The following is a 23,008-nucleotide window of genomic DNA, read 5'->3' on the forward strand; positions in this document are numbered from 1 at the left end:
CGCCGGAAGACTTCAGCGTCTGCGTCCGCCGCCGAACATGCCTCCCAGCACGCCCCTCAGGATTTCGCGGCCCATCTGCGAACCGATCGAACGGGCCGCACTCCTGGCGGCGGCGTCGAGTATGCCCGGCTGGCGCCCGCCGCGGGGGCCGGTCCTGCCGAGCAGCATCTCGCCCAGCGCATCCATGACGCCGCCGCCCGGCGCACCCGCTGGCGCCCTAGCCGCGGCCGGCTGTTCCTGCTCGCCCGCTGTCTCCTGCATGCCCGCAGCGCGGCTCCTGAGAATCTCGTAGGCGGATTCGCGATCCACCTCCTTCTCGTAGTGCCCGTGGATCACCGACGCTCGGGTGATGGCCGCGCGCTCCGCCTCGGCCAGCGGACCGATGCGCGACGCGGGCGGCAGAATGAATGCCCGCTCCACCACCTGGGGGCGGCCCTTCTCATCCAGCAGGGAGACCAGCGCTTCCCCCACCGCCAGTTCGGTGATGGCCTTCTCGGCGTCGAAACCGGAATTGGCGCGCAGGGTCTGCGCGGCGGATCGTACCGCCTTCTGGTCGCGCGGGGTGAACGCACGCAGGGCATGCTGCACGCGGTTGCCCAGCTGCCCCAGCACGCTCTCGGGAACGTCGAGCGGATTCTGCGTGACGAAGTACACGCCGACCCCCTTGGAGCGTATCAGGCGCACCACCTGCTCGATCTTCTCCAGCAGGGCGCGGGGTGCCTCGCTGAACAGGAGATGGGCTTCATCGAAGAAAAAGACAAGCCTCGGCTTCTCCGGATCGCCGACCTCCGGCAACCGCTCGAACAGCTCCGACAGTATCCACAGCAGGAAGGTCGAGTACAGCTTGGGCGCATGCATGAGCCTGTCGGCGGCAAGAACGTTGATCATGCCGCGACCGCGCGCGTCGGTCTGCATCAGGTCGTCGATGTCCAGCATGGGTTCGCCGAAGAATCGCCCGCCCCCCTGCTGCTCGATCTCGAGCAGCGCGCGCTGGATCGCACCGATCGAGGCGGCGGAAACGTTGCCGTATTCCACGGTGAAGCGCTTCGTGTTCTCGCCGACGAACTGCAGCATCGCCCGCAGATCCTTCATGTCGAGCAGCAGCAGGCCGCTGTCGTCCGCAATCCTGAACACCAGCGCCAGCACGCCCTGCTGGGTGTCGTTCAGGTTGAGCAACCGCCCGAGCAGCAACGGGCCCATGTCGGAGATGGTCGCGCGCACCGGATGCCCGGCACTGCCGTATACGTCCCAGAACGTCACCGGGCTCGCCTCCCATTGCGGTGCGTCGAGGCCGAGCCGCGCCAGGCGCTCCCGCATCTTGGGCGAATCCGTGCCCGCGGCGGCCAGCCCCGCCAGGTCGCCCTTGACGTCGGCCATGAATACCGGCACGCCGATCGACGACAGCCGCTCGGCCATCACCTGCAGCGTGACGGTCTTCCCGGTGCCGGTAGCGCCGGCGATGAGGCCGTGCCGATTGGCCAGACCGGGCAGCAGCAGGATGGGATGGTCGGATATCGCGATCGGCAGCGGCTCTGGCATGGTCATGATGGAGGGTATCGGATGATGTGACGTACTATTGTAGGGGCCAAGGCAGGGGGTCCGCAATCGGCAGCCTCGGAAGCGGATGACCGGGGCGGCCCCGATGCCGACAGGGCATGTACGGTCGCCTCATCCGGCCCAGCGGGCGATCTCCAGCGCCAGCAGCAACAGCAGCCACAGCATCAGCGTACGCCAGATCAGCCCGATCGCACTCTGCAGGAAATCCGCGTCGGCTTCGTCGCCCACGCCCACCTCCGGGCGGTGATATTGTCCGTTCGGCTCGCGCAGCGCGTCGCCCAGGCGCACCCCGAGCGCACCCGCGCCGCTGGCGAGGATGACGCCTTCGGCCTGGTTGAGCCAGGAGGCCGCCTGCACCCGCCAGCAGTACACCGCGTCCTCGAAATTTCCCGCGATCGCGAAACCCGCGGCGGTCGATCTCGCCGGGATCCAGTCCACGATCTCGAATGCCCGGGCCGCGAAATGGCCGAACGCATCCGGCGCCCGCACCCGCCCGCCCCAGCGCGCGCTCAGCAGGTCGGAAAGCCGGTACAGCACCGGGCCCAGAGGTCCGGGCAGCAGCACGAAGCAGACGATGATGGCGAACACATGGCGATGCGCATGGATCAATCCCGATTCGATGACGCAGCGGGCGATCTCCGTGTCATTGCAGGCCTCCAGCGACGCACCGCTCCATCCCTGCGACAGGTCCCGCGCCAGGGGCGTGTCCCCGCTCCTGAGCGCATCCCGGATCCCGGCCAGCGCATCGCCCAGCCGGCGGAAACTCAGCGTGGAATACAGTATCGCCACGTTCCACATCCACCCCAGCAGCGGGCTGAAGCCATACAGGACATGATGGATCCATCCCGTCAGCGCCAGCACCGGCACCACCGCGAGAATCCAGGCGGCGATGCCGTGGCGGCGCATCCCGGTGTCGAAATAGCGCTCCACCATGTCCGCGTACGCGGAAAACAGCGAAGCGAACCGATCCTGGCTCCTGCCGGGACGCCAATACTCCAGCGCGAGGGCAAGAATCAACGAAAACAGGGTCATGTCCGCACGGCTCCGGCTGGACGGCTCATGCAGCCTTGAGCGCCGACTTCAACAACCTGCCCATTTCCGCCGGATTGCGCGTCGTCCGGATGCCGCATGCCTCCATCACCGCGAGCTTTTCCTGGGCGGTTCCCTTGCCGCCGGAGATGACCGCGCCCGCATGCCCCATGCGTCTGTCCGGCGGGGCGGTGACGCCGGCGATGAAGCCCACCACCGGTTTCTTCATGTGATCCCTGATCCAGCGGGCGCACTCCTCCTCGTCGCTGCCTCCGATCTCGCCCACCATCAGAACCGCATCGGTTTCGTCGTCGTCGTTGAACAGCCGCATCACATCCAGGTGGCGCAGCCCGTTCACGGGATCGCCGCCGATGCCGACGCAGGTGGACTGTCCCAGCCCCTGCTCCATCAATTGCGCCACGGCCTCGTAGGTCAGGGTGCCGGAACGCGACACCACGCCGACGCGCCCCTTCCTGTGGATATGGCCGGGCATGATGCCGATCTTGATCTCGTCGGGCGTGATGATCCCGGGGCAATTGGGGCCGATCAGCCGGGTGCGCCGGCCCTCCATGCGGCGGCAGGTACGCAGCATGTCGTGCACCGGGATGCCCTCGGTGATGCAGACCACCAGGTCCAGCTCGGCATCGACCGCCTCGTCGATGGCGGCGGCCGCGAACGGCGGCGGCACGTAGACGACGGACACCGTGGCGCCGGTCGCCTGTTTCGCTTCCCTGACGGTGGCGTAGACCGGGATCCCCTCGAAATCCTCGCCCGCCTTCTTCGGATTCACGCCGGCGACGAAACAATTCCTTCCGTTGGCGTACTCCCGGCACATGCGCGTATGGAACTGACCGGTCCTGCCTGTCATGCCCTGGGTCATGACCCGGCTGCCGGCGTCGATCAGGATCGCCACGGCGAAGCCTCCTCTCCCGACGGAATGCCCGCCGCCCTCACCGCCTGCTGCGCGGCATCCGCCATGCTGTCCGCGGAAATGACGGGCAGGCCGGATTCTGCCAGGATTTTCCTGCCCAGGTCCGCGTGGGTGCCCTGTAGACGCACCACCAGCGGAACGTTCAGTCCCACTTCTCGCGCCGCAGCTACCACGCCGGCAGCGATCACGTCGCATTTCATGATCCCGCCGAATATGTTCACCAGCACGGCCTTCAGGCGGGAACTGCGCAGCATCAGCTTGAACGCTTCCGTCACCTTCTCGGTCGTGGCGCCCCCGCCCACATCGAGAAAATTCGCGGGGCTCGCCCCGTAGAGCTTGATGATGTCCATGGTTGCCATCGCCAGGCCGGCGCCGTTCACCAGGCAGCCGATGCTCCCGTCCAGGGGGATGTAGGAAAGCCCGTGCCCGGATGCCTCGGCCTCCACCGGATCCTCTTCCTCGATATCCCGCAGCGCGGCGATCTCGGGATGGCGAAACAGGGCATTGTCATCGAAACTCATCTTCGCATCAAGGGCTGCGAGCCGGCCGTCGCCGGTCAGGATCAGCGGGTTGATCTCCACCAGGGTGGCGTCGGTGCCGACAAAGACCCGGTACAGATCCAGCAGCAGCGAGCGTGCCTGGCCCAGGGCGGATTCCGGGATGCCCATGCCGCGGGCCACGCTGTCGGCTTCACTCGCGCACAGCCCGGCGAGCGGGTCGATGAACACCCTGCGGATTCTTTCCGGCGTCCGCATGGCCACCTCCTCGATGTCCATGCCGCCCTCCGGGCTGGCCATCAGGCACGCGCGCCGGCTGCTCCGGTCCACCACCAGGGCGAGGTAGAACTCCCTTTCGATCTCCACGCCCCGCTCCACCAGCAGCAGCCGCACCACCCGTCCCTGCGTGCCGGTCTGCGGCGTGATGAGCGTCATGCCCAGCATCTTCCCGGCAAAGTGCTTCACTTCGTCGAACGATGCCGCCACCCGCACGCCGCCCCCTTTGCCGCGGCCGCCGGCATGAATCTGCGCCTTGACCGCCCACGTGCCGCCTCCCAGGGCCTTGGCGCCGCGTACCGCCTCCTCCACGCTGGAGACGGCGACGCCTTCAGGGACGGGAACACCGAAGGTGCGCAGGATCGCTTTCGCCTGATATTCGTGGATTTTCATCGTCTCTCTTCCGGCGTGAAAAGGAAGTATAGCGCAATAACCCCATTGCGCCAGGGATGAAGCGGAGGCACCCGTGACGCATGCATATCAGGCGGCTGTCGTCGGGCGATCTCCGGTTTCCCGAGGAAGCCGAGACCTGAAGCATTCGGGCAACGGCGGCCCAGGCTCCAAGGAATTTTGTCATTCCCCGCTGCAGGTGCTAAGATTGACGGGCAGCCCGTGGAACTGGCCGGACAGGCTGGGAACCCGAGCCGCCACCAGGACGCCCTTATGCCGAAAGACGATACGCCTGCGCCATCCAACGTCATTCTCCTGTTCCCCTCCGCCCGGCCCGCGGGCCCGGATTCAGGACGCGGTCACAGGAAGAGGGGCCCGGAAAGACGGCAGCACAGCCGCAGGCGGCCCGACCGGCCTGACCAGGGGCCGGGCGAAAGGGAGCTCCCGGATCGTCGCCAGCGATGTCGGCGGCACGGGTGCGCCACCGCTCCAGCTTCGGAACCGATACCGTGACCACGCGCCTTGCCCGGCGATCCCGACCGTGAAGCACGCCAAGGCCGGATCGGACGCAGAGGGGGATGCCCTCGAATCGCCTGCGCATATCCCGGAGCCCTCGTCCGAGGAGCTGCGGCGGTCGCACGACATCATCCAGGCGCTGATGTCGACCCTGCCCGCCGCTGAAAAGACGGAACTCATGAACCTGCTGCAAACCCTCGCCGCGGGGGAAGGATCCCGTACCCAGATGAACGTTGCCCGGCAACGGGCGCTGAAAATCGTGTCGGATGCCTGCAAGCCCGCCTTCCCCCATGAGAAGGACGTCGGAATGCCTCCAGCCGATACGGCCGGAGGCAAGGGGCGCGTATCGCGCACCGGGGAGCGGCGGCGGGGTGACCGGCGGCGGAAGTAGATCTCCACCTCCGGTCATGGGATGCAAGTCGGCCCGACCCCCGAACACCGGGGCGCTCCTTCCCTATCGGGGTCTGTCAGGCAGAACCGTTGCTTCGCTTCGCGAGGAATTCCGCAGGAAAGCGAATATCCCCCTTCCCGCCGGGTATCCGTCGGCGCGCTCTTCCGATCGTCCCAGAATGGCGTAGCAGACCGGCGTCAGCACCAGGCTTGCGGCCATGCCCACCAGCAGGCCGACCGTCAGCGAAAGCGTCATGGGGATGAGAAACTGGGCCTGCTCGCTGGTCTCCAGCAGCGTCGGGAAGAACCCCACGAAATTGGTCAGGAAGGCCAGCAGGATCGGCCGGAAACGGGCACGGCACGCCTCGACGATGAGTTCCGCGACGGGGCGTCCGCCATGGCCGTGCTTCTGTACGTAATCCAGGAGCACCAGGCTGTCGTTCACCACCACGCCGCTGGCCGCGATCATCCCCACCAGGGACTCCATGGACAACGGCATGCCGATGATCCAGTGGGCCCACACGGCCCCGCTCCAGGCGACCGGCGCGCCCAGCAGGAAGATCAGCGGCTTGGTGTAGGAACGAAACGGAACGGCGATCAGGGCATACATGACCATCAGCGCGATCGCCGTATAGAACGCCAGGGTGCGCACCGTCTCCTCCTGCTCCTGGCGCTCCTCCCCGATATCCACGCGCAACCCCGGGAAATCCCGCTTCATCGCCGGAATGTCCGAGTTTTCCAGCCTGTCGTAGATGGCGTTGACATCCGCCTGCCTGGCATCCACCTGGGCCTGAATCTTGATGATCCGCTGCCGGTCCTGCCGGAACAGCTTCGCCTGACCCGCAATGAAGCCGATGTCCGCCAGCACCCCCAGGGGCGCCTGGGCGTCGTTGGGCAGCCGGATGGGAAGGTTTTGCAGATCCTCCAGGGACTGCCGCTCGTTCCGGGGCAGGCGCACCATCACCTTGACCTCGTTCTGTCCCCGCTGCAGGCGGTGCACCTCGTCGCCGAAGTAGCCATGGCGCATCTGCTCTGCGAGATTCTCCAGATCCAGCCCCATGTGCTGCGCCTCGGGCTTGAGCCGCAACCGGATCTCGGGCTTGCCCGTCACCGCCGAATCGACGACGTGGGAAACGCCCGGATAGGCAGCCAGCGTCTGCTTGAGCCGGTTGGCGGCCTGCGCCAGGGTGGACGGGTCGGCCGCGCTCAGATCCAGTTCGAGGTCGTAGGGCACCGCTCCCTGCTTGTAGTAGAAATCGAGCCGCGCCCGGCCGAGGTCTCCCACCCGCTTGCGCCACTCCCGGATGAGCTCTTCCACGGCCACGTGCCGCCGCCCCACGGGTGAGAGCTCCGTGAAGAACCCGGCGCTGTTCTCGGCGACGATGGTCTCCAGTCCGACGATCACGCTTTGCCGGATACCCGGGTCCCTGGCCCTGGCCTCCGCGTCGAGATGGTCCCGCAACTGCAGGAAGGCGAGCTCCACCTGTCGCGCCAGACGGCGGGTCTCGCTGTAGGGCATGTCCTCGGGAACCTTCAACTGCACCCAGAAGCTGTCCCGGGTCACGTCCGCCTGCAGGCTGACCCGGACGTGGCCGCTTGCGACCAGGGTCGCCGCCAGCGCCACCATCACGATGAAAATGGCGACAGTGAGATAGCGCCAGGCGAGCGCGCCTTCCAGCAGGGGGGTATAGACCCGCAGGACGAAATCCTGCAGGCGCCGGTTGAGTCCCGCGCGAATGCGCATCAGCAGCGTGGGGGCCGCGGGTGTCCCGGGAACGATGGCGAGGTGCGCAGGCAGGATCAGCAGGGCCTCGACCAGGGAAAAGATCAGGGTCAGGATCATCACCAGGCAGATCGGCTTCATCATCTCGCCCACCCAGCCCGGCAGGAACAGCCCCGGCAGGAAAGCCACCAGCGCGATCATCACGGCGACGACGACGGGCAGCGCGACCTCGCGCGTCCCCGAAATCGCCGCCTCCAGGTGAATGGCCGGCCACCGGGGGGCGCCGCGAACCATGTTCCGCGTCAGGCGCCCCCTGCCGGCGTCCTCCTGCTTCGCGTAGATGGATTCTCCGATGATGATGGCATCGTCCACCAGGATGCCCATCGCCAGCAGGAAACCGAACAGCGAGAGCATGTTGAGGGAGATGTCCAGCATCGGCATCAGCCAGAAGGCGCCGAATATGGAGGTCAGTATCCCGATCCCGGCCCAGATCGCCACCCTGAGATGCAGAAACAGCGTCAGCACCAGGCACACCAGGACGAATCCGGTGAGCCCGTCCTCGAGCAGCGTCACGATCCGCTCCTCGTAGGCCTGCGAACTGTCCCACCAGGCGATCAGCGACAGCCCTTCCGGCAATTGCGGCTGCATTTCCGCCACGTACGCCTTGACCCGGCGGGCCACCGCGACGGTGTCCTGCTCGGCATGGATCTCCCAGCCCTGCGCTGCGGCGCCGTTGTGGCGCAACTCCACCGAGCGCTCCTCCAGCCCGTCGGTCACGGTGGCCACGTCCCGCAGCAGCAGGCGCGTGCCGTCGGGATTCACGCGCAGCACCAGGTTGCCGAGCGCCAGCGCGTCCTCCGCCCTGCCCTTGACGCGCAGCAGCAGCTCCCCCTGGGGACTCTTGACCGCCCCCCCGGGCAGGTCGACGGAGGCACGCCGCACGATCTCGGTGACCTCGTGCAGGGACAGGCGATGCTGGCGCAGACGCTCCGACGAAACCTCGATGGCGATCTCGTACGCCACCTCGAAGTAGTTGATGGCGCGGGTCACGCCCGGAATCCGCGCCAGATCCCCCTGGATGCGGTCACCCAGGCGCTTGAGCGTGAGCGTGTCGCTCGGCCCGTGCAGCGCCACCACGATGACGCCCTCGTCGCCGATGCGATAGGCCGGGCGTATGTCGATCCTTTCCAGTCCCTTCGGCAGCCGCTGTATCGCCTGTACGCGCCCGCGCAGGGTGCTCATCACCTGCTCCTTGTCGTGATCGGGCAGGATGGAGACCTTGATGTTGCACTCGCCCTCGATGATCTCGGCATGCAACCGCTTCACGCCGGGAAGATTGTAGATGGCCTCCTCGATGCGGACGCAGACGGATTCCTCGATCTCCTGCGGGCCCGCGCCGGGATAGAAAGCGATGACCTCGATCTGCTGCGGCGTGAAACGCGGAAAGACCTGCTTGTCCATCAGGAACAGGCTGCCGGCGCCGCCCAGCAGGATGAGCAGCATCAGGAGATTGGCCGCCACCGGATTGGAGGCGAACCAGGCGATCAGCCCTCCGGCCGGAGGACCCATGGCCTGGAGCAACGGCCTGCGCCTCATCTAGGGAGCGTCTCCCGCCGCAACGCCGGCAGCGCCCCCCGACCCCGAGCCGCCTCCCAGCCCCTGTGCGTCGACCGGCCCGCTTCCCAGGTCGGGCGTCACCAGGTCGGGATGGATTTTCATGCCCTCCACCGGCACGTCCACGTGGGACACGACGATCCGGTCTCCCGTCTCCAGGCCGCCGTTCACCAGCACGCGATCCTTCTCGCGGCGCAGGACCTTCACCCGCAGGATCTGCAGACGCGCCTCTGCGTCGAGGCGCAGCACCTCATCGGCGGCGTTGACCGCACCCGGCGGCAGCACGAACAATGCAGGCAGCACCCGGCCCTCGATCTCCGCCTTGACGAACAGCCCCGGCATGAGGGGCGGCCGCCCTTCCTTCGCCGCGTAGGGATCCTCCACCTCGGCCACGGCGTACAGCAATCCGGTGCGCTCGTCCAGCGCGCCTTCGGTGCGCACGATACGGCCTGGCCAATGCTGCTCGACGCCTCCGAACTCCGCGGTCAGCACCACCCGCGGTAACGGGGCGGGCTGGCCCTTCTGACGGCCCAGCGACAGGTCGAGGTAGGCGAACTGGTCGGTTGCCAGCGGCAGCCGCACCTGGGCGACGTCCGTGGCGTAGAGGCGGGCCAGCTTTTCGCCCGGCTGCACGTACTGGCCCAGACCGATGCTCCGGTTGCGCACGCGTCCCGCGAACGGCGCCCGCCATTCGCAGCGGCTGCGCTGCAGCCGGGCCTTGATCAGGTCGGCGCGCGCCGCCTTCCGCTTTGCACGCGCCTCCGCGAGTTGCGGCTCGCGCAGCGTCAGCGGCGTCGGCGCGCCCTCCCCGAGGGAATTCCATTCGGTACGCGCCTGTTCGGCCTGGGCTTCCTCCATGACGACCTGACGCTCCGCCTCGGCGATGCGAGCCGAAGCCGCCGCGATGGCGTAGTCGTAGTCACGCGAATCGATAGAGATCAGCGCCTCGCCCGCGGCAAAGAAGCCCCCCGCCACCAGGCTCGGATGCAGGCGCACCACCTGACCCGCCACCTCCGGCACCAGGTCGATCTCGGTGCGCGGCACCACCACCCCCTGGGAGCGGATGTTCAGCTTCAGCGCCTGCGGCTCCACCCGCATCACCTGGGCGACCGGCGGTTCGACGTCCCGTGCCCGCGATTCCAGCTGCGGCCGGTAGGCGACGAGCGCCCACGCGGCGCTGATGCCGGTCAGCAACACCAGCACCGGGATGAGAACCTTCAGATTGGCCTTGCGCCTCACACACCGCCTCCCAGGGCAAGATAGAGATTGATCCGGTTGTTGAGCAGCTGTCTCTTGATGGCCAGATGCGCGCTTTGTGCGTTCAAGGTGCTACGGTAGCTGTCCAGCAGCGTCAGAATCTCGATCATGCCGAGGCGGTAGGAATAGATGGCCAGACGGCGGCTGGCCTCGGTCTGCTCGACGGCTTCCTTCAGGGCCTTCTCCTGTCCCCGCAGCCATTCCTCGGCCGCCAGCATCTGCTCCACTTCGCGGAACGCATTGAGCGCCGCGCTCCTGTACTGGTTGAGCGCCTCTTCCACATGAGCCTCGCGCAGCTGAATCTCCCCCTGGATGCGCCCGCCGGTGAACAGCGGCTGCACCAGGCCCATGACGACGTTCCAGGCAAGCGCACGGGGATCGACCAGCTCCGTCAGCGCGGTGCTGCGCGTCCCTCCCGCGGCGGTCAGCGTGATCCGCGGCAGCAGCAGCTTCCTCGCGCTTGCCGCCCGGGCATCCGCGGCATGCAGCCGGTCCAGTGCCGCGACCAGATCCGGGCGCCGCTCCAGCAGTTCTGAAGGCAGCCCCGCGGGCAGGTCCATGGGGAGTTCGGGCAACATCGCGACGCGTTCCGGGCTGCCCGCGGGATAGCGCCCCAGCAGCACCTCCAGGCGGCGGGCGATCGCCTGCACCTGGTTGCGGGCCTGGCCAAGCTGCACTTCGGCACTGGCCAGATCGGTGAGCGCCAGGCGCACATCCAGGGCCGTCGTCAGACCGCGGGCAAAGCGGCCGCGTACCAGCTCCACGATGGTGCGCCGATCCTGGATCGACTGCTCGGCCACGCCAGCCTGCAGCTGCGCCTCGACCAGACTGAAATAGTCCTGCGCCACCCTGGCCGCCAGCGACAGCCGGGCACCTCGGAAATCGGTTGCGGCAGCGCTGGCTTCCTGCACGGCAGCCTGCCTGGTATCGCGTATTCTCCCCCATACGTCCACTTCCCAGCTCAGATTGAACATGGCGTCGAACACGCTGAAGTGCGCGGTGCCGAATCCAGCCTCGCGTATCCGAACCTGCTCGAAGTTCGGGGAGAAGGATACTTGCGGCCAGAGACCGGCGCCGTCGATGCGGACCTGCGCCACCGCCGCGTCCACCCGCGCCGCGGCAACCTTCAGATCGTAGTTCGCGGTCAACGCATCGTGCACCACCGCACTCAGCGTCGGATCCCCGAAGATCTCCACCCACCGGTCATCCACCGGCAGGCTCGGTTCGGCAATGGTACTCCATCGAGAAGGAATCGGGACGCCAATCTCTCCGGCATGCCGCGGCACTGGCGCCTTGCAGCCGCTGATCGCGGCCGGGATCAGTGCGAGGAGGAGAATTCTCGGGATGCTTGACACTTCCTGTTCGATTACCTTGTCCGGTACCGGCCAGCGCCGCTGCGCCCTATACCGGCATGGCCTCCATTCGATGGTTGTCCTGCGGTTCGCCATCGAAGACCAGTTGGCCGTCCTCCATGCGCACCAGGCGATCCGCCAGGTGAAAATAGCGGTCATCGTGGGAAATGACAAGCGCGGTCTTGCCCGCCGCCTTCAGTTCCGGCAGCAGTTCGCGGTAGAACACATCCTTGAATACGGGATCCTGATCCGCCGCCCACTCGTCGAATACCAGGAAGGGCCTGTCCTCCAGCAGGGCCGCCACCAGCGCCAGGCGCTTGCGCTGCCCCTGCGAAAGGGTGCGCGTGGTGAAGGCCCCGTCCCGCACCTGCACCTTGTGCTGCAGGTGCAGCTTCTCGAGCAGCCGGTTACCCTTCTCGTCCAGCTCTGCCCGCCCGGCTTCCAGCAGCCGGTCGAACAGATAGAAATCGGAAAAGATGGCGGAGAAGGTCTGCCGGTAGCGGTCGCGGCTGGCGTCGTCGATGATCTCGCCGTCGAGCCGCACCTCCCCTTCCTCGGGCGGATAAAGCCCTGCCAGCAGCTTGGCGAGCGTGGTCTTGCCGCTGCCGTTGCCGCCCACCAGGAAGACGATTTCACCGCGATGGAACGTCAGGTGGATCGGCCCCATGGTGAACAGCTCGTCGCTCTGCTCGTGGTAGTAGCGATGCACGGCGCCGCGGATGGCGAGACTGGAAAAAGACCGGGCATCCTCCTCGCCGGGCAGCAGCGCCTCGCTCGCCGGTATGTCCCGAGTGATCTCGTCGATGCGTTCGGCCGAAACCCGTGCCAGGTTGGCGCGGGGAATGTTCATCAGCAACACCTCCAGCGGCGTCACCATGTACACGAAGACCAGGGCGAATCCGGTCATGATGCGGGTGCGATCCGGAACGTCCCCCACCAGCACGAACAGCACCAGGCCGATGAACGCGAAAATCAGGAAATTGCCCCAGCTGGCCGAGGCGACGAAGATCGACATGCCCAGAGTCCGCTCCCGGCGCACCGTCTCGATGGAGCGGCCGAGGACATCCCGCGAGAATGCGGCACCCTTCCTCCGGTTCAGGCGCAGTTCCTTGGCGCCGTCGGTGATCGCCCGGAAATGCTCGAACAGGCTGTCCTGTTCCCTCGATGCCACGTCCAGATGGCCGATCGCGCGCAGGTGTGCGAGATGGTAGCCCAGGGACCCCAGTCCGATGACCACGATCGCCATGGCGAACACCTGCCACGACAGCAGCGCCATGTATACGAGGCAGCCGGTTACGATGACCGCATTGGTCACGATGGCGGGCACGCTGACGAAGAATTCCGCCACGTTGGCGCTGTGCTCCGACAGCGCGGACTGGATCCTCGCACCGCCCACCCTCTCCAGATGACGGAAATCGGCTGCCATGACCTTCCCGGTGATGAACGAGCGCATGTCCGCGTGGGCGCGCTGGCTCAGGCGCTCGAACAGGACGCTCGCCAGCATCTGGCTCGCCATCACCAGCACCGCCGTGGCGGCGAATGTCCATGCCAGGGCGATCCTGGCATCGTCGCCCGAGGTCAGGGCCTCGTTGATCTGAGACAGCATGAGTACGCTGCAGACGCCGTGCACGACGCTGGCCGCCGCGGCGCACAGCAGCAGGAGCCGGGATCGCCCGATGAGATAGGTCAGCACGTCATGTTCACGCTTTGGATCATCGAAACGGGGCGGCGGCATGCGAGAGTCATATCAGCGACGCCGGCATCCGGCCCGACTCCGTCGGCCGGCCCCGTCCGGGCAGCAGGTGAGGTCACACGCTGCACGGGCACGATACCGCCCACGGATGTTCCTGCTGCAGCGCGAGGGCGGCCGAGTATCCGACGGGCGCATCGAGGGGCCAGACCGCAATCTCGCCCCATTCGGGACGGTCGTGCAGCACCTGGTAGCCTTCCCCGACCTCGCTGCGCGGCAGGATGGAGATGGCCTGCAGGTACTCCGCGATCCCCTGTCCGAGCGCCTTGAGCGTGGCCTCCTTCGCCGTCCAGCGCGCCATGAAGTCATCGATCGCGGTGCCGGGCCGCAGCGCGACCAGCCGCTCGCGGCGGGTGAAGACGTGGGCGCCCAGCTCCCGCACCTCGGCAGCGCCTGCGTGACACTCGATATCGACACCTATCGGTCGCCCGCTCGAAAAGGCGATCATGGCGTGGCTGCCGGCATGCGAAACATTGAACTCAATTCCCGCACCACTGTCAAGTTCGGGCTTGCCATGGGCATTGGCCGCAAAACGCAATTCTCCCGCCCGCCGACCCGTGCGCCGGGCGAGCAGCTGCCGCAGCGCCGACCGCGTCGCGACCGCGCGCACCCTGTCCGCGTGCCGGTGAAACCTCCATGCCCGGTTGCGCTCGTCCTCGCTCAGCAGGGCGAGGTCGGATGGGTGCAGAGGCGCCTGCAGGTCCAGATCGAGCCACCATACCGCGACGTCCGCCGGAACCGTCCGGGGCAGTGGCAGCGGCCGGATCTCGTTCATCGACCGCCGCTCCCGCGGACAGATCCCATCCTGCGCTCCGGCCCGGCCCGGGAGGCCGCCTTTTCACCGGCCCCGGACGGCAGCCCCGCTTCATGCATGCGGCATCATCCGGATCACTGTTCGGGAGCGGACGCCTGCCCGTCCATGAACCGCCTCAGGCTGAGCGGACGCATGTCGGTCCATACTTTGTCGATGTGGTCCAGGCAGGTCTGCTTGTCCGCGAGTATGCCGGTATCGGTCCAGCCCGCCGGAATGGCCTTCCAGTCCGGCCAGATGGAATACTGTTCCTCATGGTTGATCAGCACACGGAATGTCCCGTCTTCACGATCGAAGCAACTGGTCATGGCTCTGTCCTTTTTCGCGTCATGGATGATGAGTGCCGGGGCTCCCCCGGGAGCGGTGAATGCGTCAGGCCGGCTGCAGCACCGATCGGCAATGATCGATGGCCTGGTGGATCAGGATGTTGACCAGCGAGGTGGAAATATCCAGTTCCTTGGCGATGGCGCGATGGGTGTGCCCTTCCAGGCGATGGAGCTCGAAGGCCCGGCGCGTGCGCTCGGGCAGCTCGGAGATCGCCTCCGCCACCAGATTCAGGTGCTGGCGGCCGCTCACGATGGTTTCCGGCATCGCGGTGTGGCAGGGAACATGCAATCCGTCATCCTCGCTCTGGAAGAGATGAACCTCCAGGGAGAGGCGGCGGCGATAGTCGATCGCCAGGTTGCGCACCATCTGCAGCAGATACGCGGCAGGATTCCTGATGTCGATGGTTGCACCTCCCTCGGAGATCTTCAGGTAGACATCCTGCACCACGTCTTCCGCCCGTTCCGGATTGCCCAGGATTCTCAGAGCGGCCCAGCGCAACTGTGACCGGTAAGCCATGAACACCTCATCCAGGCCAGCCTGCTTCCCAACGATCATGACGACACTCCCATGGTAAAAATAGCAACAATAACGAGAACTATTATCATATACCATTCTTTCACGTGTACGCCATTTTTTACATTGCGGCCTCCTTCACCGCCAGCTGAAATGATTCACCAGATTCATCAATGCCTTATATTGCAGCATCCATTTTCATGAATCCCGCAACGCAGCCTGGAGGAGAAGACGAGGCGGGGAACGGCGGCCCCGACAGAGTATCGGGCCACTAAACAATGAGGCGTTCCATCCGTCTTTGACTGTGTTGCACGCACATTCTCCCCGAACCGACGCCTTGCGGAGACGAATCCCTTGATGGACATGCAGCGCACGCACCTCCAGGCCCCCCCCGGCACCATGCCGTCCCTGGCATCCCATCCCGACGGGATTCCCTATCGGGCGACATGCCGGGAGGATGAGCTGTGGCTGAAGGGCGACGCCGGGAGAGACCGCACGTCGACATGGCGGCTGCTGCGCCGGTCGGATGGGCTCGAGCTCGAGTGGTTCGGCCCCGGGTCCGGCATCCCGCCGCGTACGACCGATCTGCTGGCTGCGCTGGAGGTCGCCTTTGCCCGCCATCCGGACCAGGGCAGGTTGCGCCTTGCAGCGCCCCTGGTGAACGAGGATGTCGACACGCTGCTTCGATCCGGAATACTGCTCAGGCAGGAAGACGGGCAGCTGGTCGTCCATGTCGAACTCCTGTGGCAGCAGCCCAGGCTCTGGCTGTGCCCCCCGACCCCGCCATGCTTTCCCGTGTCTCACGTCCTCTCTGAGGGGCGGCGCCACCCCCTGCGGCCGCCCAAGCCGGTCGGCACCGTCTATCGGCGGCACATTCCCTGGCTCGACCGCACGCTTTCGTTCCGCTCCGTGGACATTCCCCACGACCTGGAATGCTTCCATCGCTGGATGAACGAGCCGGAGGTGGCGCGCGCCTGGGGGGAAGCCGGCGAGCTTCCCAGGCACCGGGACTACCTGGAGCGCATCGCGGCCGATCCGCACGCCGCGGGACTCATCAGCTGCCTCGACGGCGAGGCATTCGGCTATTTCGAGATGTACTGGGCCCGGGAAGATCGGATCGCACCTTTCTACGACGTGGAAGACTTCGATCGCGGCTGGCACGTGCTGATCGGGGAGCCGCGCTTCCGGGGCAGGCCCTTCATCACCGCCTGGATGCCCTCCTTCTCTCACTACCTGTTCCTGGACGACTGCCGCACCCGTCGCATCGTGATCGAGCCGCGCGTGGACAACCACCGGATGATACGCAGCCTGGGCAAGTGCGGCTACGCCTGCCTGAAGGAATTCGACTTCCCCCACAAGCGCGCCATGCTCGGCATGCTGACACGGGAACGCTTCTTTGCGGAGCGCCTGTGGATTCCGCGCGCCGCCGCCGCGGCACCTTCCCTGTCCCTGCTCTGAGGAGCCCGCCATGCACATCCACGATCTGATCGGTATCGGTTTCGGTCCCTCCAACATTGCGCTGGCCATCACCCTGGATGAAAAGCAACAGCAGGGCAGCAGGACGGACTTCTTCTTCATCGAAAGGCAGCCGGGCTTCGCCTGGCACGCCAACATGATGCTGGACAATGCGCACATGCAGATTTCCTTTCTCAAGGATCTGGCGACCCTGCGCAATCCTTCGAGCCATTTCACGTTCATCAACTACCTGCACCAGAAGCGGCGCCTGCAGGACTTCATCAACCTGAAGACCTTCTTCCCCAGCCGGCACGAGTTCAACGACTATCTCGCCTGGGCCGCGGGGCATTTCGACGACCGCTGCGCCTACGGCGAGGAAGTCTTCGAGATCCTTCCGGAACAGCATGCCGGCCAGGTCACCCATCTTCGCGTACGCACACGCAACCCCCAGGGCGTGGTGCGCGAACGCGCCGCGCGCAACCTCGTCGTCAGCGTGGGAGGAACCCCCAACATCCCCGAATGCTTCAGAGCACTCGAGAATGACAAAAGGATATTTCATTCGAATTCCTATCTGAGTACGATTGCGCAACGCGAGAATGCCAGGAAGATCGCGGTGGTCGGCGCGGGCCAGAGTGCCTCCGAAATCTTCATGGATCTGCACCACCGCTTTCCCGATTCCCGCGTCGACCTGATCATGCGCGGACGCTCCATCAAGCCTTCGGATGACAGCCCGTTCGTCAATGAGATATTCAACACCGATTTCACCGACTTCGTGTTCAGCCGCCCCGCTCCGGAGCGCAGTGCCCTGATCGAGGAGTTCTGGCATACCAACTATGCGGCCCCCGATCTCGTGCTGATCGAGCAGATTTTCAACGTGCTCTACCAGCAGAAGGTGACCGGCAACCTGCGCCACCGCTTCCTGCGCCGCCACGAGGTGGCGGCGGCCCATGCCGCGCCGGACGGCATCCGGCTGACCCTGCGCGATCTCAACACCGCCACCGAATACGCCGTCGCCTACGATGCCATCGTGCTGGCGACGGGCTACACCCACGACCGCCACAGGATCCTGCTGGGAGCCCTCGCCCCCTACCTGGGAGACTTCACGGTGAATCGTGAATACCGCATCCAGAGCACGCCGGATTTCCAGCCCGCCATTTTCCTGCAGGGTGCGTGCGAGTCCAGCCATGGCCTGAGCGATACCCTGCTGTCGGTCACGGCGGTGCGCACCGACGAAATCGGACAGACGCTCCTGGACGTCATCCACCAGTCCCTGGCGCAAAGGATGAGAACCCAGTACGCGCCCCTGCCGATCAGCGAAGCGCTGTGAAAGCCGGAACCATCCCCGCGGCAGGCCGCCGGTGTTCCATCGATGCCGCTCGATCCTGATCTCGCCGCGTTTCTCGAACTGGTCGCAGCGGGAGCCGGCGGCGGCCTGCCCCTGCACCGGCTCCCGCCCGCCGAGGCGCGCAGGCGGTACGATGCCTCCACGCTGTCGCTCGACCCTCCCGGGCCGCGGCTGGCGGCAGTGCAGCCGATCGGCATTCCCTGCCGCGACGGCGTGGAAATCCCGGCCCGTCTCTATGTTCCCGGGCCGGATGCTCCGCAGGGGGCGTCCGGCCAGCCGGTGCTGCTGTACTTCCACGGCGGCGGCTACTGCGTCGGCAGCCTCGACTCCCACGACTCGCTCTGCCGGGCGCTGGCGGCGCTGACACCGTGCCGCGTCCTGAGCGTGGCCTACCGGCTCGCTCCGGAGCACCGGTTTCCGCAGGCGGTGCACGACGCCCAGGATGCCTATCTGTGGCTGCTGTCCCAGGGCGCGGCGCACGATCTGGATTCCCGGCGCATCGCGGTCGGCGGGGACAGCGCCGGCGGCACCCTCGCGACCGGGCTGGCGATCGCCGCGCGCGTCGCCGCCTGGACGCCGCCGGCCCACCAGGTGCTGCTCTACCCGTGCACCAGCGTGCGGCAGGACACTGCCTCGCACCAGCGCCTGGCGCAAGGCCATCTGCTCGAGGCGGCGACGCTGCAATGGATGTACGGCAACTACCTGCGCGATGAAGGCGATCGCCTGGACTGGCGCTTCGCGCCGCTGGCGGCGCCCACGCTCGCCGGCCTGCCGCCCGCCTTCATCGCGCTGGCGGAGTTCGATCCCCTGGTGGACGAGGGCGTCGCCTACGCCGAGCGGCTGAAGCGCGAGGGCGTGGCGACGGAACTCAGGATCTACGCGGGCATGACCCACGATTTCGCCCGCCTCGGGAACATCGTCCCGGCGGCGGCGGACCGGCTGCGCCGGGACATCGCGGCCGTGCTGGCGCGCGCATTCGCCCCGGGGGCGGCGCACGCCGGGAAGGAATCTACGCCATCCCCTCCCTGAGGGGAAGCCGGGCAAGAAGCAGCGCGAGCTGGTCCAGCAGCGGCCCGGCCTGCATCATGCCGAAGTGGTCGGCGGACAGCTCGGTTTCCACCGGATCCGCCACACCGATCTGCCGCTTCAGCGCCGCGCGTTCACGCTGCGGCCGACCGGACGACCACCAGCAGACGGGACGCACGCCCAAGGCCGGCAGATCGCCCGCCTGTCCGGACAGCGTCTTGAGGTGGCGCGCCACCTGGAACATGCGTCCGAGCTCTTCCGCCTCCATGCCGGCATAGTCCGTATTCCGCCCGCGGTCGATCCGGGCATCCAGCGTTGCCAGGATCGCCACGGCCGCCGCTTCACCGGCTTCGGCGCCATCGGTCCGCCACCGTGCCAGATGCTGCGCGGTCTCCTGTGTGTCGTGCTGCGGCAGGACCAGCGCGATGAAGGCGCCGAGATCGGCGAGCCAGTCATCCCCGGCAGGTGCCTCGGTACCGGGGACGAACGGGTCGACCAGGCCCAGGAAGCCTATCTCGCCGCCATCCTGCTCGATCCGGTGCGCGGCCAGCACCGCGAGCGCGCCCCCCAGCGACCAGCCCAGCAGGTGGTAACGTCCCTGCGGCTGCGCCTCCTTCACCTGCCGCACATAATCCTCCGCCATGGCCTCCAGCGAGAGGTCGCGGTGCGCCGCATCGCGCAGCATCCTGCAGGGCAGTCCGTATACGGCGCGCTGCCCCTGCAGCCGGCGCGCCAGCGGCTGGTAGTCGAACACGGTGCCCAGTCCGGGATGAAAGCAGAACAGCGGCGGCACGGCGCGGCACGGCTCGTTCATCGCGAGCAGCAGGGAAGGCGCCAGGGCACCCGCAGCGCCGGCAGCCTCATCGAGCCCGAGCAGGGCCGCGATGCTGGGGTGCAGCATCAGGTCGCGCAGCTTGATGCCGCTCAGCACCGGATCATCCAGCCCCCGCAGGCGCGCCATGACCTGCAGGCACGACAGGGAGTCGGCGCCGAGTTCGAAGAAATTGTCGGTCTGCCCGATGCGCTCGATCTTCAGCACGCTCTGCCAGATGTCGGCCAGGTGCCTCGCCGCCGGCGTCGCGGGCGCCACGTAGGCGCTGGCGGCCGCCCGGCCGGGCGGCGGCAGCGCCAGGCGATCGAGCTTGCCCGCGGGCGTCGTCGGCAGGCTGGCCAGCACCACGATGTGCGCCGGCACCATGTAATCCGGCAGGCCCCGGGCGAGCTGCCGCCGGATTCCTTCCTGAAGGACGGCGGCATCGCCGGCAACCGCCGGCACGACGTACGCCACCAGCTGCTGCACCGTCTCCGGGGCACTCCCCTGGACGACCGCCGCCGCCTGGGCCACGCCCTCGATCGCCAGCAGCCGCGATTCGATCTCTCCAAGTTCGATGCGGAAGCCGCGGATCTTGACCTGATGGTCGATCCGGCCGAGATACTCCACCGTACCGTCCGGCAGCCAGCGCGCCAGGTCGCCGGTCCGGTAGAGCCGCCCCCCCGCCGCGTCGAACGGGTCCGCGACGAACCGCTCCGCCGTCAGCCCCGGTCGCCCATGGTACCCCCGCGCCAGGCCGAAGCCGCCGATGTACAGCTCACCCGCCATCCCCTGCGGGACAGGCTGCAGGCTCCCGTCCAGCACGTACGCGGTGCGCTCGCCCACGGGTTTGCCGATGGGCGCATAGGCGCCCTCGAAGGAGGTGCCAGCATCCACCTTCCATATCAGCGGCGTGACCACCGTTTCCGTCGGCCCGTAGCCGTTGATCAGCATCCGCGGCCGCAGCGACCGGCGCACCCGCTCGAAGGTGGCACGCGGCATGGCCTCCCCGCCGAATACGTACAGCTCCATGGCGGGCCGCTCTTCCCGCCCCTCGACCCACTCCGCCAGCTGGCCCAGGTAGGCGGGAGGAAAGACCGCGTGCGTGATGCCGTAGCGGCGCAATGCGCGGCAGGATTGCTCGGCCGGCCACAGCTCGCCGTCCCGCAGGGCCATTCCGGCGCCGGTGATCAGCGTGGTGAGCCAGCGCTCGTGCGCGCCGTCGAAGGAAAAGGACATGAATTGGAACTCGCGCCAGGACGACTCCATCTCGTAGATCTCGGCCGTGGCCTGGCAGTGCATGGCCAGGGGGCCATGCTCGACGGCGACCCCCTTGGGCTGCCCCGTGGAACCGGAAGTGTAGATGAGATAGGCGAGGTTGCGCGGAGCGGTCGCGACCTCCGGATTGTGCGTCGACGCATCGTGCAGATCGATGCGGTCGAGCGCCAGCATCTCGACGTGATCCGGCAGTCCCAGGCGGGATGCCAGGCGCTCCCGGGTCAGCACCAGGCGCATGCCGCTGTCGCGGACCATGTAGCCCAGGCGCTCCGCCGGATAGTCCGTATCCAGAGGGACGTAGGCGCCACCGGCCTTGAGCACCGCAAGCAGCGCCACGATCATGTCCAGGGAGCGCTCCAGGGCGACGCCCACGCGCACCTCCGGCATGACGCCCGATTCCGCCAGGCGGTGCGCCAGGCGATTGGCCCGCTCGTTCAGCACCCCGTAGCTCAGCTCCTCGTCTCCCAGCAGCAGGGCGATGGCATCCGGGCGCGATGCGGCGCGGCGCTCGATGAGACGGTACACCGGCACGCCGGAGGGATAGCGCTTGTCGCCACGCCCCCAGGCGAACAACCTGTCCCGCGCGGCCGGCTCCATCCAATCCAGGTTGCCAACCACCTCGTCCGCATCCTGCGCCATCTGCTCCAGCAGGTGTTCCATCTGCCTGCGGATTTCCGCCACGGCGGTATCCGTGAAGCGGCTGCGGTCGTAGCAGTACTCGATCTCCAGGGATCCGTCGTCGATGACGACCTGCAGATCCATGGCGTAGCCGGTCAGCCCCTCCCCCTCCACCGGCCCGAAACGCAGTCCCGCCCCTTCCTGGCCGTGCAGGCTCTTCTCCAGGGGAAAATTCTCGAACACCAGGATGCTGTCGAACAGCGCCCGGCCGGCCGAGCCGGCCCATCGCTGGATCTCGTACAGGGGCGTGTGTTCATGCTCGCGCCATTCCAGGTTGCGGGCCTGCAATTCGCGCAGCCAGTCGCCGACGCGCTGCTCGGGCCGGGCGTCGACGACGATGGGCAGGGTATTGATGAACAGCCCCAGCATCTCTTCCGCACCCGGGAGGCCGGCCGGCCTCCCGGCCACGGTGGCGCCGAAGACGGCGGCCTCCGCCCGCGCATGGCGCTGCAGCAGCAGCCCCCACGCCGCCTGCACCAGCGTGTTGAGGGTGACGCGCTCGCGCCGGGCCAGCGCTTCGTACGAGCGCGTCCGGTCGGGGCCGAGGCGGGAATAGCGCTTCGCATAGCCGCTGCGGCCTGGCAGCACATCGCCCGCCAGCAGCGTGGGACCATCCAGCCGGGACAGGGAGTCCTTCCAGAAGCGTTCATCGGCCTGGGCGTCCTGCTGCGCCAGCCAGTCGATGTAGTTCGAGTAGGGCGGTCCCGGCGGCGGCAGGCGCCGCCCGTCGTAGCAGGCGAACAGTTCGTTCACCAGCCGCGACATGCTCCAGCCGTCGAGCAGGATGTGATGCAGGGTCCAGACCAGCCGATGGCGTGTGTCGTCCAGCCGGATCAGGGCGACGCGCATCAGGGGAGCCTTCAGGATGTCGAAGGAGCGGCACAGCTCCGCCGCCGCGAAGGCGGCGATCCGGCCTTCGTCGATGGCAGCTCCCCGCCAGTCGTCCATCCGGATGGCGAACCCGGCATGCCGATGGACCAGCTGCAGGGGCTGGTCGAGCGGGTCGGGACCGGCCTGCCAGAGAAATCCCGTGCGCAGGATGGCATGGCGCCGGATCACCTCCCGGAACGCGCGCTCGAAACGGTCGACGTCCAGCCCCTCGACCTCCACGTTGAGCTGGTTCATGTAGAGACCGGACTCCGTATCCGTGGAATCGATGCTCGACAGCAGCATGCCCTTCTGCATCGGAGACAGGGGGTAGGCGTCTTCCAGGCTGCCGGGATCGATCGCCAGCTCGCGCATCCGCACCGCACTCAGATAACGCTCCAGCCTCTGCGCCGGCCGCGATTCCGGCGCAGGCGGGGCCGCTGCGGCATCGGCCGCATCGGCGCGCTCGGCCACGCCGGCCATGCCCATCACGCTCTGGCGTTCGAACAGCTGCCGCGGCGTGACTTTCCAGCCCGCTCGGCGCAGCCGCGCCACGATCTGCAGGCTCAGGATGGAGTCGCCCCCCAGTTCGAAGAAGTTGTCCTGGCGCCCCAC

16 protein-coding genes are annotated in these 23,008 nt (G+C 67.2%); 4 read left to right on the forward strand and 12 right to left on the reverse strand.

From position 1 onward, the window contains the following. Positions 1 to 12: 12 nt before the first annotated feature. The 4 genes from BT108_RS10575 to sucC all read right to left on the reverse strand — a co-directional run bounded on the left by BT108_RS10575 (position 13) and on the right by sucC (position 4,683). Positions 13 to 1,539, reverse strand: a complete 1,527-nt coding sequence (locus BT108_RS10575) for a helicase HerA-like domain-containing protein (protein WP_072294498.1) — start codon at positions 1,537 to 1,539, stop codon at positions 13 to 15. A 129-nt stretch (positions 1,540 to 1,668) separates the two neighbouring features. Further along, positions 1,669 to 2,589, reverse strand: a complete 921-nt coding sequence (locus BT108_RS10580) for a CobD/CbiB family protein (protein WP_072294499.1) — start codon at positions 2,587 to 2,589, stop codon at positions 1,669 to 1,671. Positions 2,590 to 2,614: 25 nt separating this feature from the next. Beyond that, positions 2,615 to 3,499 carry a succinate--CoA ligase subunit alpha gene (gene sucD, locus BT108_RS10585; protein WP_072294500.1) on the reverse strand — a complete coding sequence of 295 codons (885 nt, stop codon included), beginning with the start codon at positions 3,497 to 3,499 and terminating at the stop codon, positions 2,615 to 2,617. Beyond that, a complete protein-coding gene (gene sucC / locus BT108_RS10590; protein WP_072294501.1) occupies positions 3,487 to 4,683 on the reverse strand; it encodes an ADP-forming succinate--CoA ligase subunit beta in 1,197 nt (398 codons plus the stop codon). Before sucC ends, sucD begins: the two co-directional genes overlap by 13 nt. A gap of 538 nt (positions 4,684 to 5,221) precedes the next feature. Here sucC and BT108_RS10595 point away from each other — a divergent pair. After that, entirely contained in the window at positions 5,222 to 5,587 is a 366-nt protein-coding gene (locus BT108_RS10595; protein WP_072294502.1) for a hypothetical protein, read from the forward strand. Positions 5,588 to 5,650: 63 nt separating this feature from the next. Here the strand turns inward: BT108_RS10595 and BT108_RS10600 are convergent, their stop codons facing one another. From BT108_RS10600 to BT108_RS10630, 7 genes are all read right to left on the reverse strand, one after another. Beyond that, positions 5,651 to 8,905 (reverse strand): efflux RND transporter permease subunit, encoded by a 3,255-nt coding sequence (locus BT108_RS10600; protein WP_072294503.1) that lies wholly within the window; start codon positions 8,903 to 8,905, stop codon positions 5,651 to 5,653. Beyond that, positions 8,906 to 10,162: an efflux RND transporter periplasmic adaptor subunit gene (locus BT108_RS10605; RefSeq protein WP_072294504.1), complete on the reverse strand. Its 1,257-nt coding sequence runs from the start codon at positions 10,160 to 10,162 to the stop codon at positions 8,906 to 8,908. Next, positions 10,159 to 11,391 (reverse strand): efflux transporter outer membrane subunit, encoded by a 1,233-nt coding sequence (locus BT108_RS10610; protein ID WP_255369701.1) that lies wholly within the window; start codon positions 11,389 to 11,391, stop codon positions 10,159 to 10,161. The genes BT108_RS10605 and BT108_RS10610 overlap by 4 nt, the downstream gene beginning before the upstream one ends. Before the next feature lie 190 nt (positions 11,392 to 11,581). Then, positions 11,582 to 13,225, reverse strand: a complete 1,644-nt coding sequence (locus BT108_RS10615; protein WP_072294514.1) for a cyclic peptide export ABC transporter — start codon at positions 13,223 to 13,225, stop codon at positions 11,582 to 11,584. Positions 13,226 to 13,340: 115 nt separating this feature from the next. After that, positions 13,341 to 14,057 carry a 4'-phosphopantetheinyl transferase superfamily protein gene (locus BT108_RS10620; RefSeq protein WP_083566392.1) on the reverse strand — a complete coding sequence of 239 codons (717 nt, stop codon included), beginning with the start codon at positions 14,055 to 14,057 and terminating at the stop codon, positions 13,341 to 13,343. A 113-nt stretch (positions 14,058 to 14,170) separates the two neighbouring features. Further along, positions 14,171 to 14,401, reverse strand: coding sequence for an MbtH family protein (locus BT108_RS10625; RefSeq protein WP_072294506.1), 231 nt, complete (start codon positions 14,399 to 14,401; stop codon positions 14,171 to 14,173). 64 nt (positions 14,402 to 14,465) lie between these two features. Beyond that, positions 14,466 to 14,975 carry an RNA polymerase factor sigma-70 gene (locus tag BT108_RS10630; protein WP_072294507.1) on the reverse strand — a complete coding sequence of 170 codons (510 nt, stop codon included), beginning with the start codon at positions 14,973 to 14,975 and terminating at the stop codon, positions 14,466 to 14,468. 315 nt (positions 14,976 to 15,290) lie between these two features. Here BT108_RS10630 and BT108_RS10635 point away from each other — a divergent pair, with 315 nt between their 5' ends. Genes BT108_RS10635 through BT108_RS10645 form a run of 3 tightly spaced genes read left to right on the forward strand, consistent with a single transcriptional unit; the run spans position 15,291 to position 18,762 of the window. Further along, positions 15,291 to 16,391: a GNAT family N-acetyltransferase gene (locus BT108_RS10635; protein ID WP_255369703.1), complete on the forward strand. Its 1,101-nt coding sequence runs from the start codon at positions 15,291 to 15,293 to the stop codon at positions 16,389 to 16,391. A gap of 10 nt (positions 16,392 to 16,401) precedes the next feature. Then, positions 16,402 to 17,715: a lysine N(6)-hydroxylase/L-ornithine N(5)-oxygenase family protein gene (locus BT108_RS10640; protein ID WP_072294508.1), complete on the forward strand. Its 1,314-nt coding sequence runs from the start codon at positions 16,402 to 16,404 to the stop codon at positions 17,713 to 17,715. A gap of 42 nt (positions 17,716 to 17,757) precedes the next feature. After that, positions 17,758 to 18,762, forward strand: a complete 1,005-nt coding sequence (locus BT108_RS10645) for an alpha/beta hydrolase (protein ID WP_072294509.1) — start codon at positions 17,758 to 17,760, stop codon at positions 18,760 to 18,762. Here the strand turns inward: BT108_RS10645 and BT108_RS10650 are convergent. Then, the coding region (locus BT108_RS10650; protein ID WP_143142472.1) for a non-ribosomal peptide synthetase at positions 18,743 to 23,008 on the reverse strand (4,266 nt) is incomplete at its 5' end. The two genes, BT108_RS10645 and BT108_RS10650, sit on opposite strands and share 20 nt — an antisense overlap.

Origin of the sequence: Nitrosovibrio sp. Nv17 (assembly GCF_900119085.1) — a bacterium.
GTDB lineage: Bacteria > Pseudomonadota > Gammaproteobacteria > Burkholderiales > Nitrosomonadaceae > Nitrosospira.

Excerpts from the sequence above, each read along its gene's own strand:
- BT108_RS10625 (WP_072294506.1), bottom strand. The coding sequence starts at position 14,401 with ATGACCAGTTGCTTCGATCGTGAAGACGGGACATTCCGTGTGCTGATC.
- BT108_RS10580 (WP_072294499.1), bottom strand. The coding sequence starts at position 2,589 with ATGACCCTGTTTTCGTTGATTCTTGCCCTCGCGCTGGAGTATTGGCGT.
- BT108_RS10575 (WP_072294498.1), bottom strand. The coding sequence starts at position 1,539 with ATGCCAGAGCCGCTGCCGATCGCGATATCCGACCATCCCATCCTGCTG.
- BT108_RS10640 (WP_072294508.1), top strand. The coding sequence starts at position 16,402 with ATGCACATCCACGATCTGATCGGTATCGGTTTCGGTCCCTCCAACATT.
- BT108_RS10620 (WP_083566392.1), bottom strand. The coding sequence starts at position 14,057 with ATGAACGAGATCCGGCCGCTGCCACTGCCCCGGACGGTTCCGGCGGAC.
- sucC (WP_072294501.1), bottom strand. The coding sequence starts at position 4,683 with ATGAAAATCCACGAATATCAGGCGAAAGCGATCCTGCGCACCTTCGGT.
- BT108_RS10635 (WP_255369703.1), top strand. The coding sequence starts at position 15,291 with ATGGACATGCAGCGCACGCACCTCCAGGCCCCCCCCGGCACCATGCCG.
- BT108_RS10645 (WP_072294509.1), top strand. The coding sequence starts at position 17,758 with ATGCCGCTCGATCCTGATCTCGCCGCGTTTCTCGAACTGGTCGCAGCG.
- BT108_RS10630 (WP_072294507.1), bottom strand. The coding sequence starts at position 14,975 with ATGATCGTTGGGAAGCAGGCTGGCCTGGATGAGGTGTTCATGGCTTAC.
- BT108_RS10600 (WP_072294503.1), bottom strand. The coding sequence starts at position 8,905 with ATGAGGCGCAGGCCGTTGCTCCAGGCCATGGGTCCTCCGGCCGGAGGG.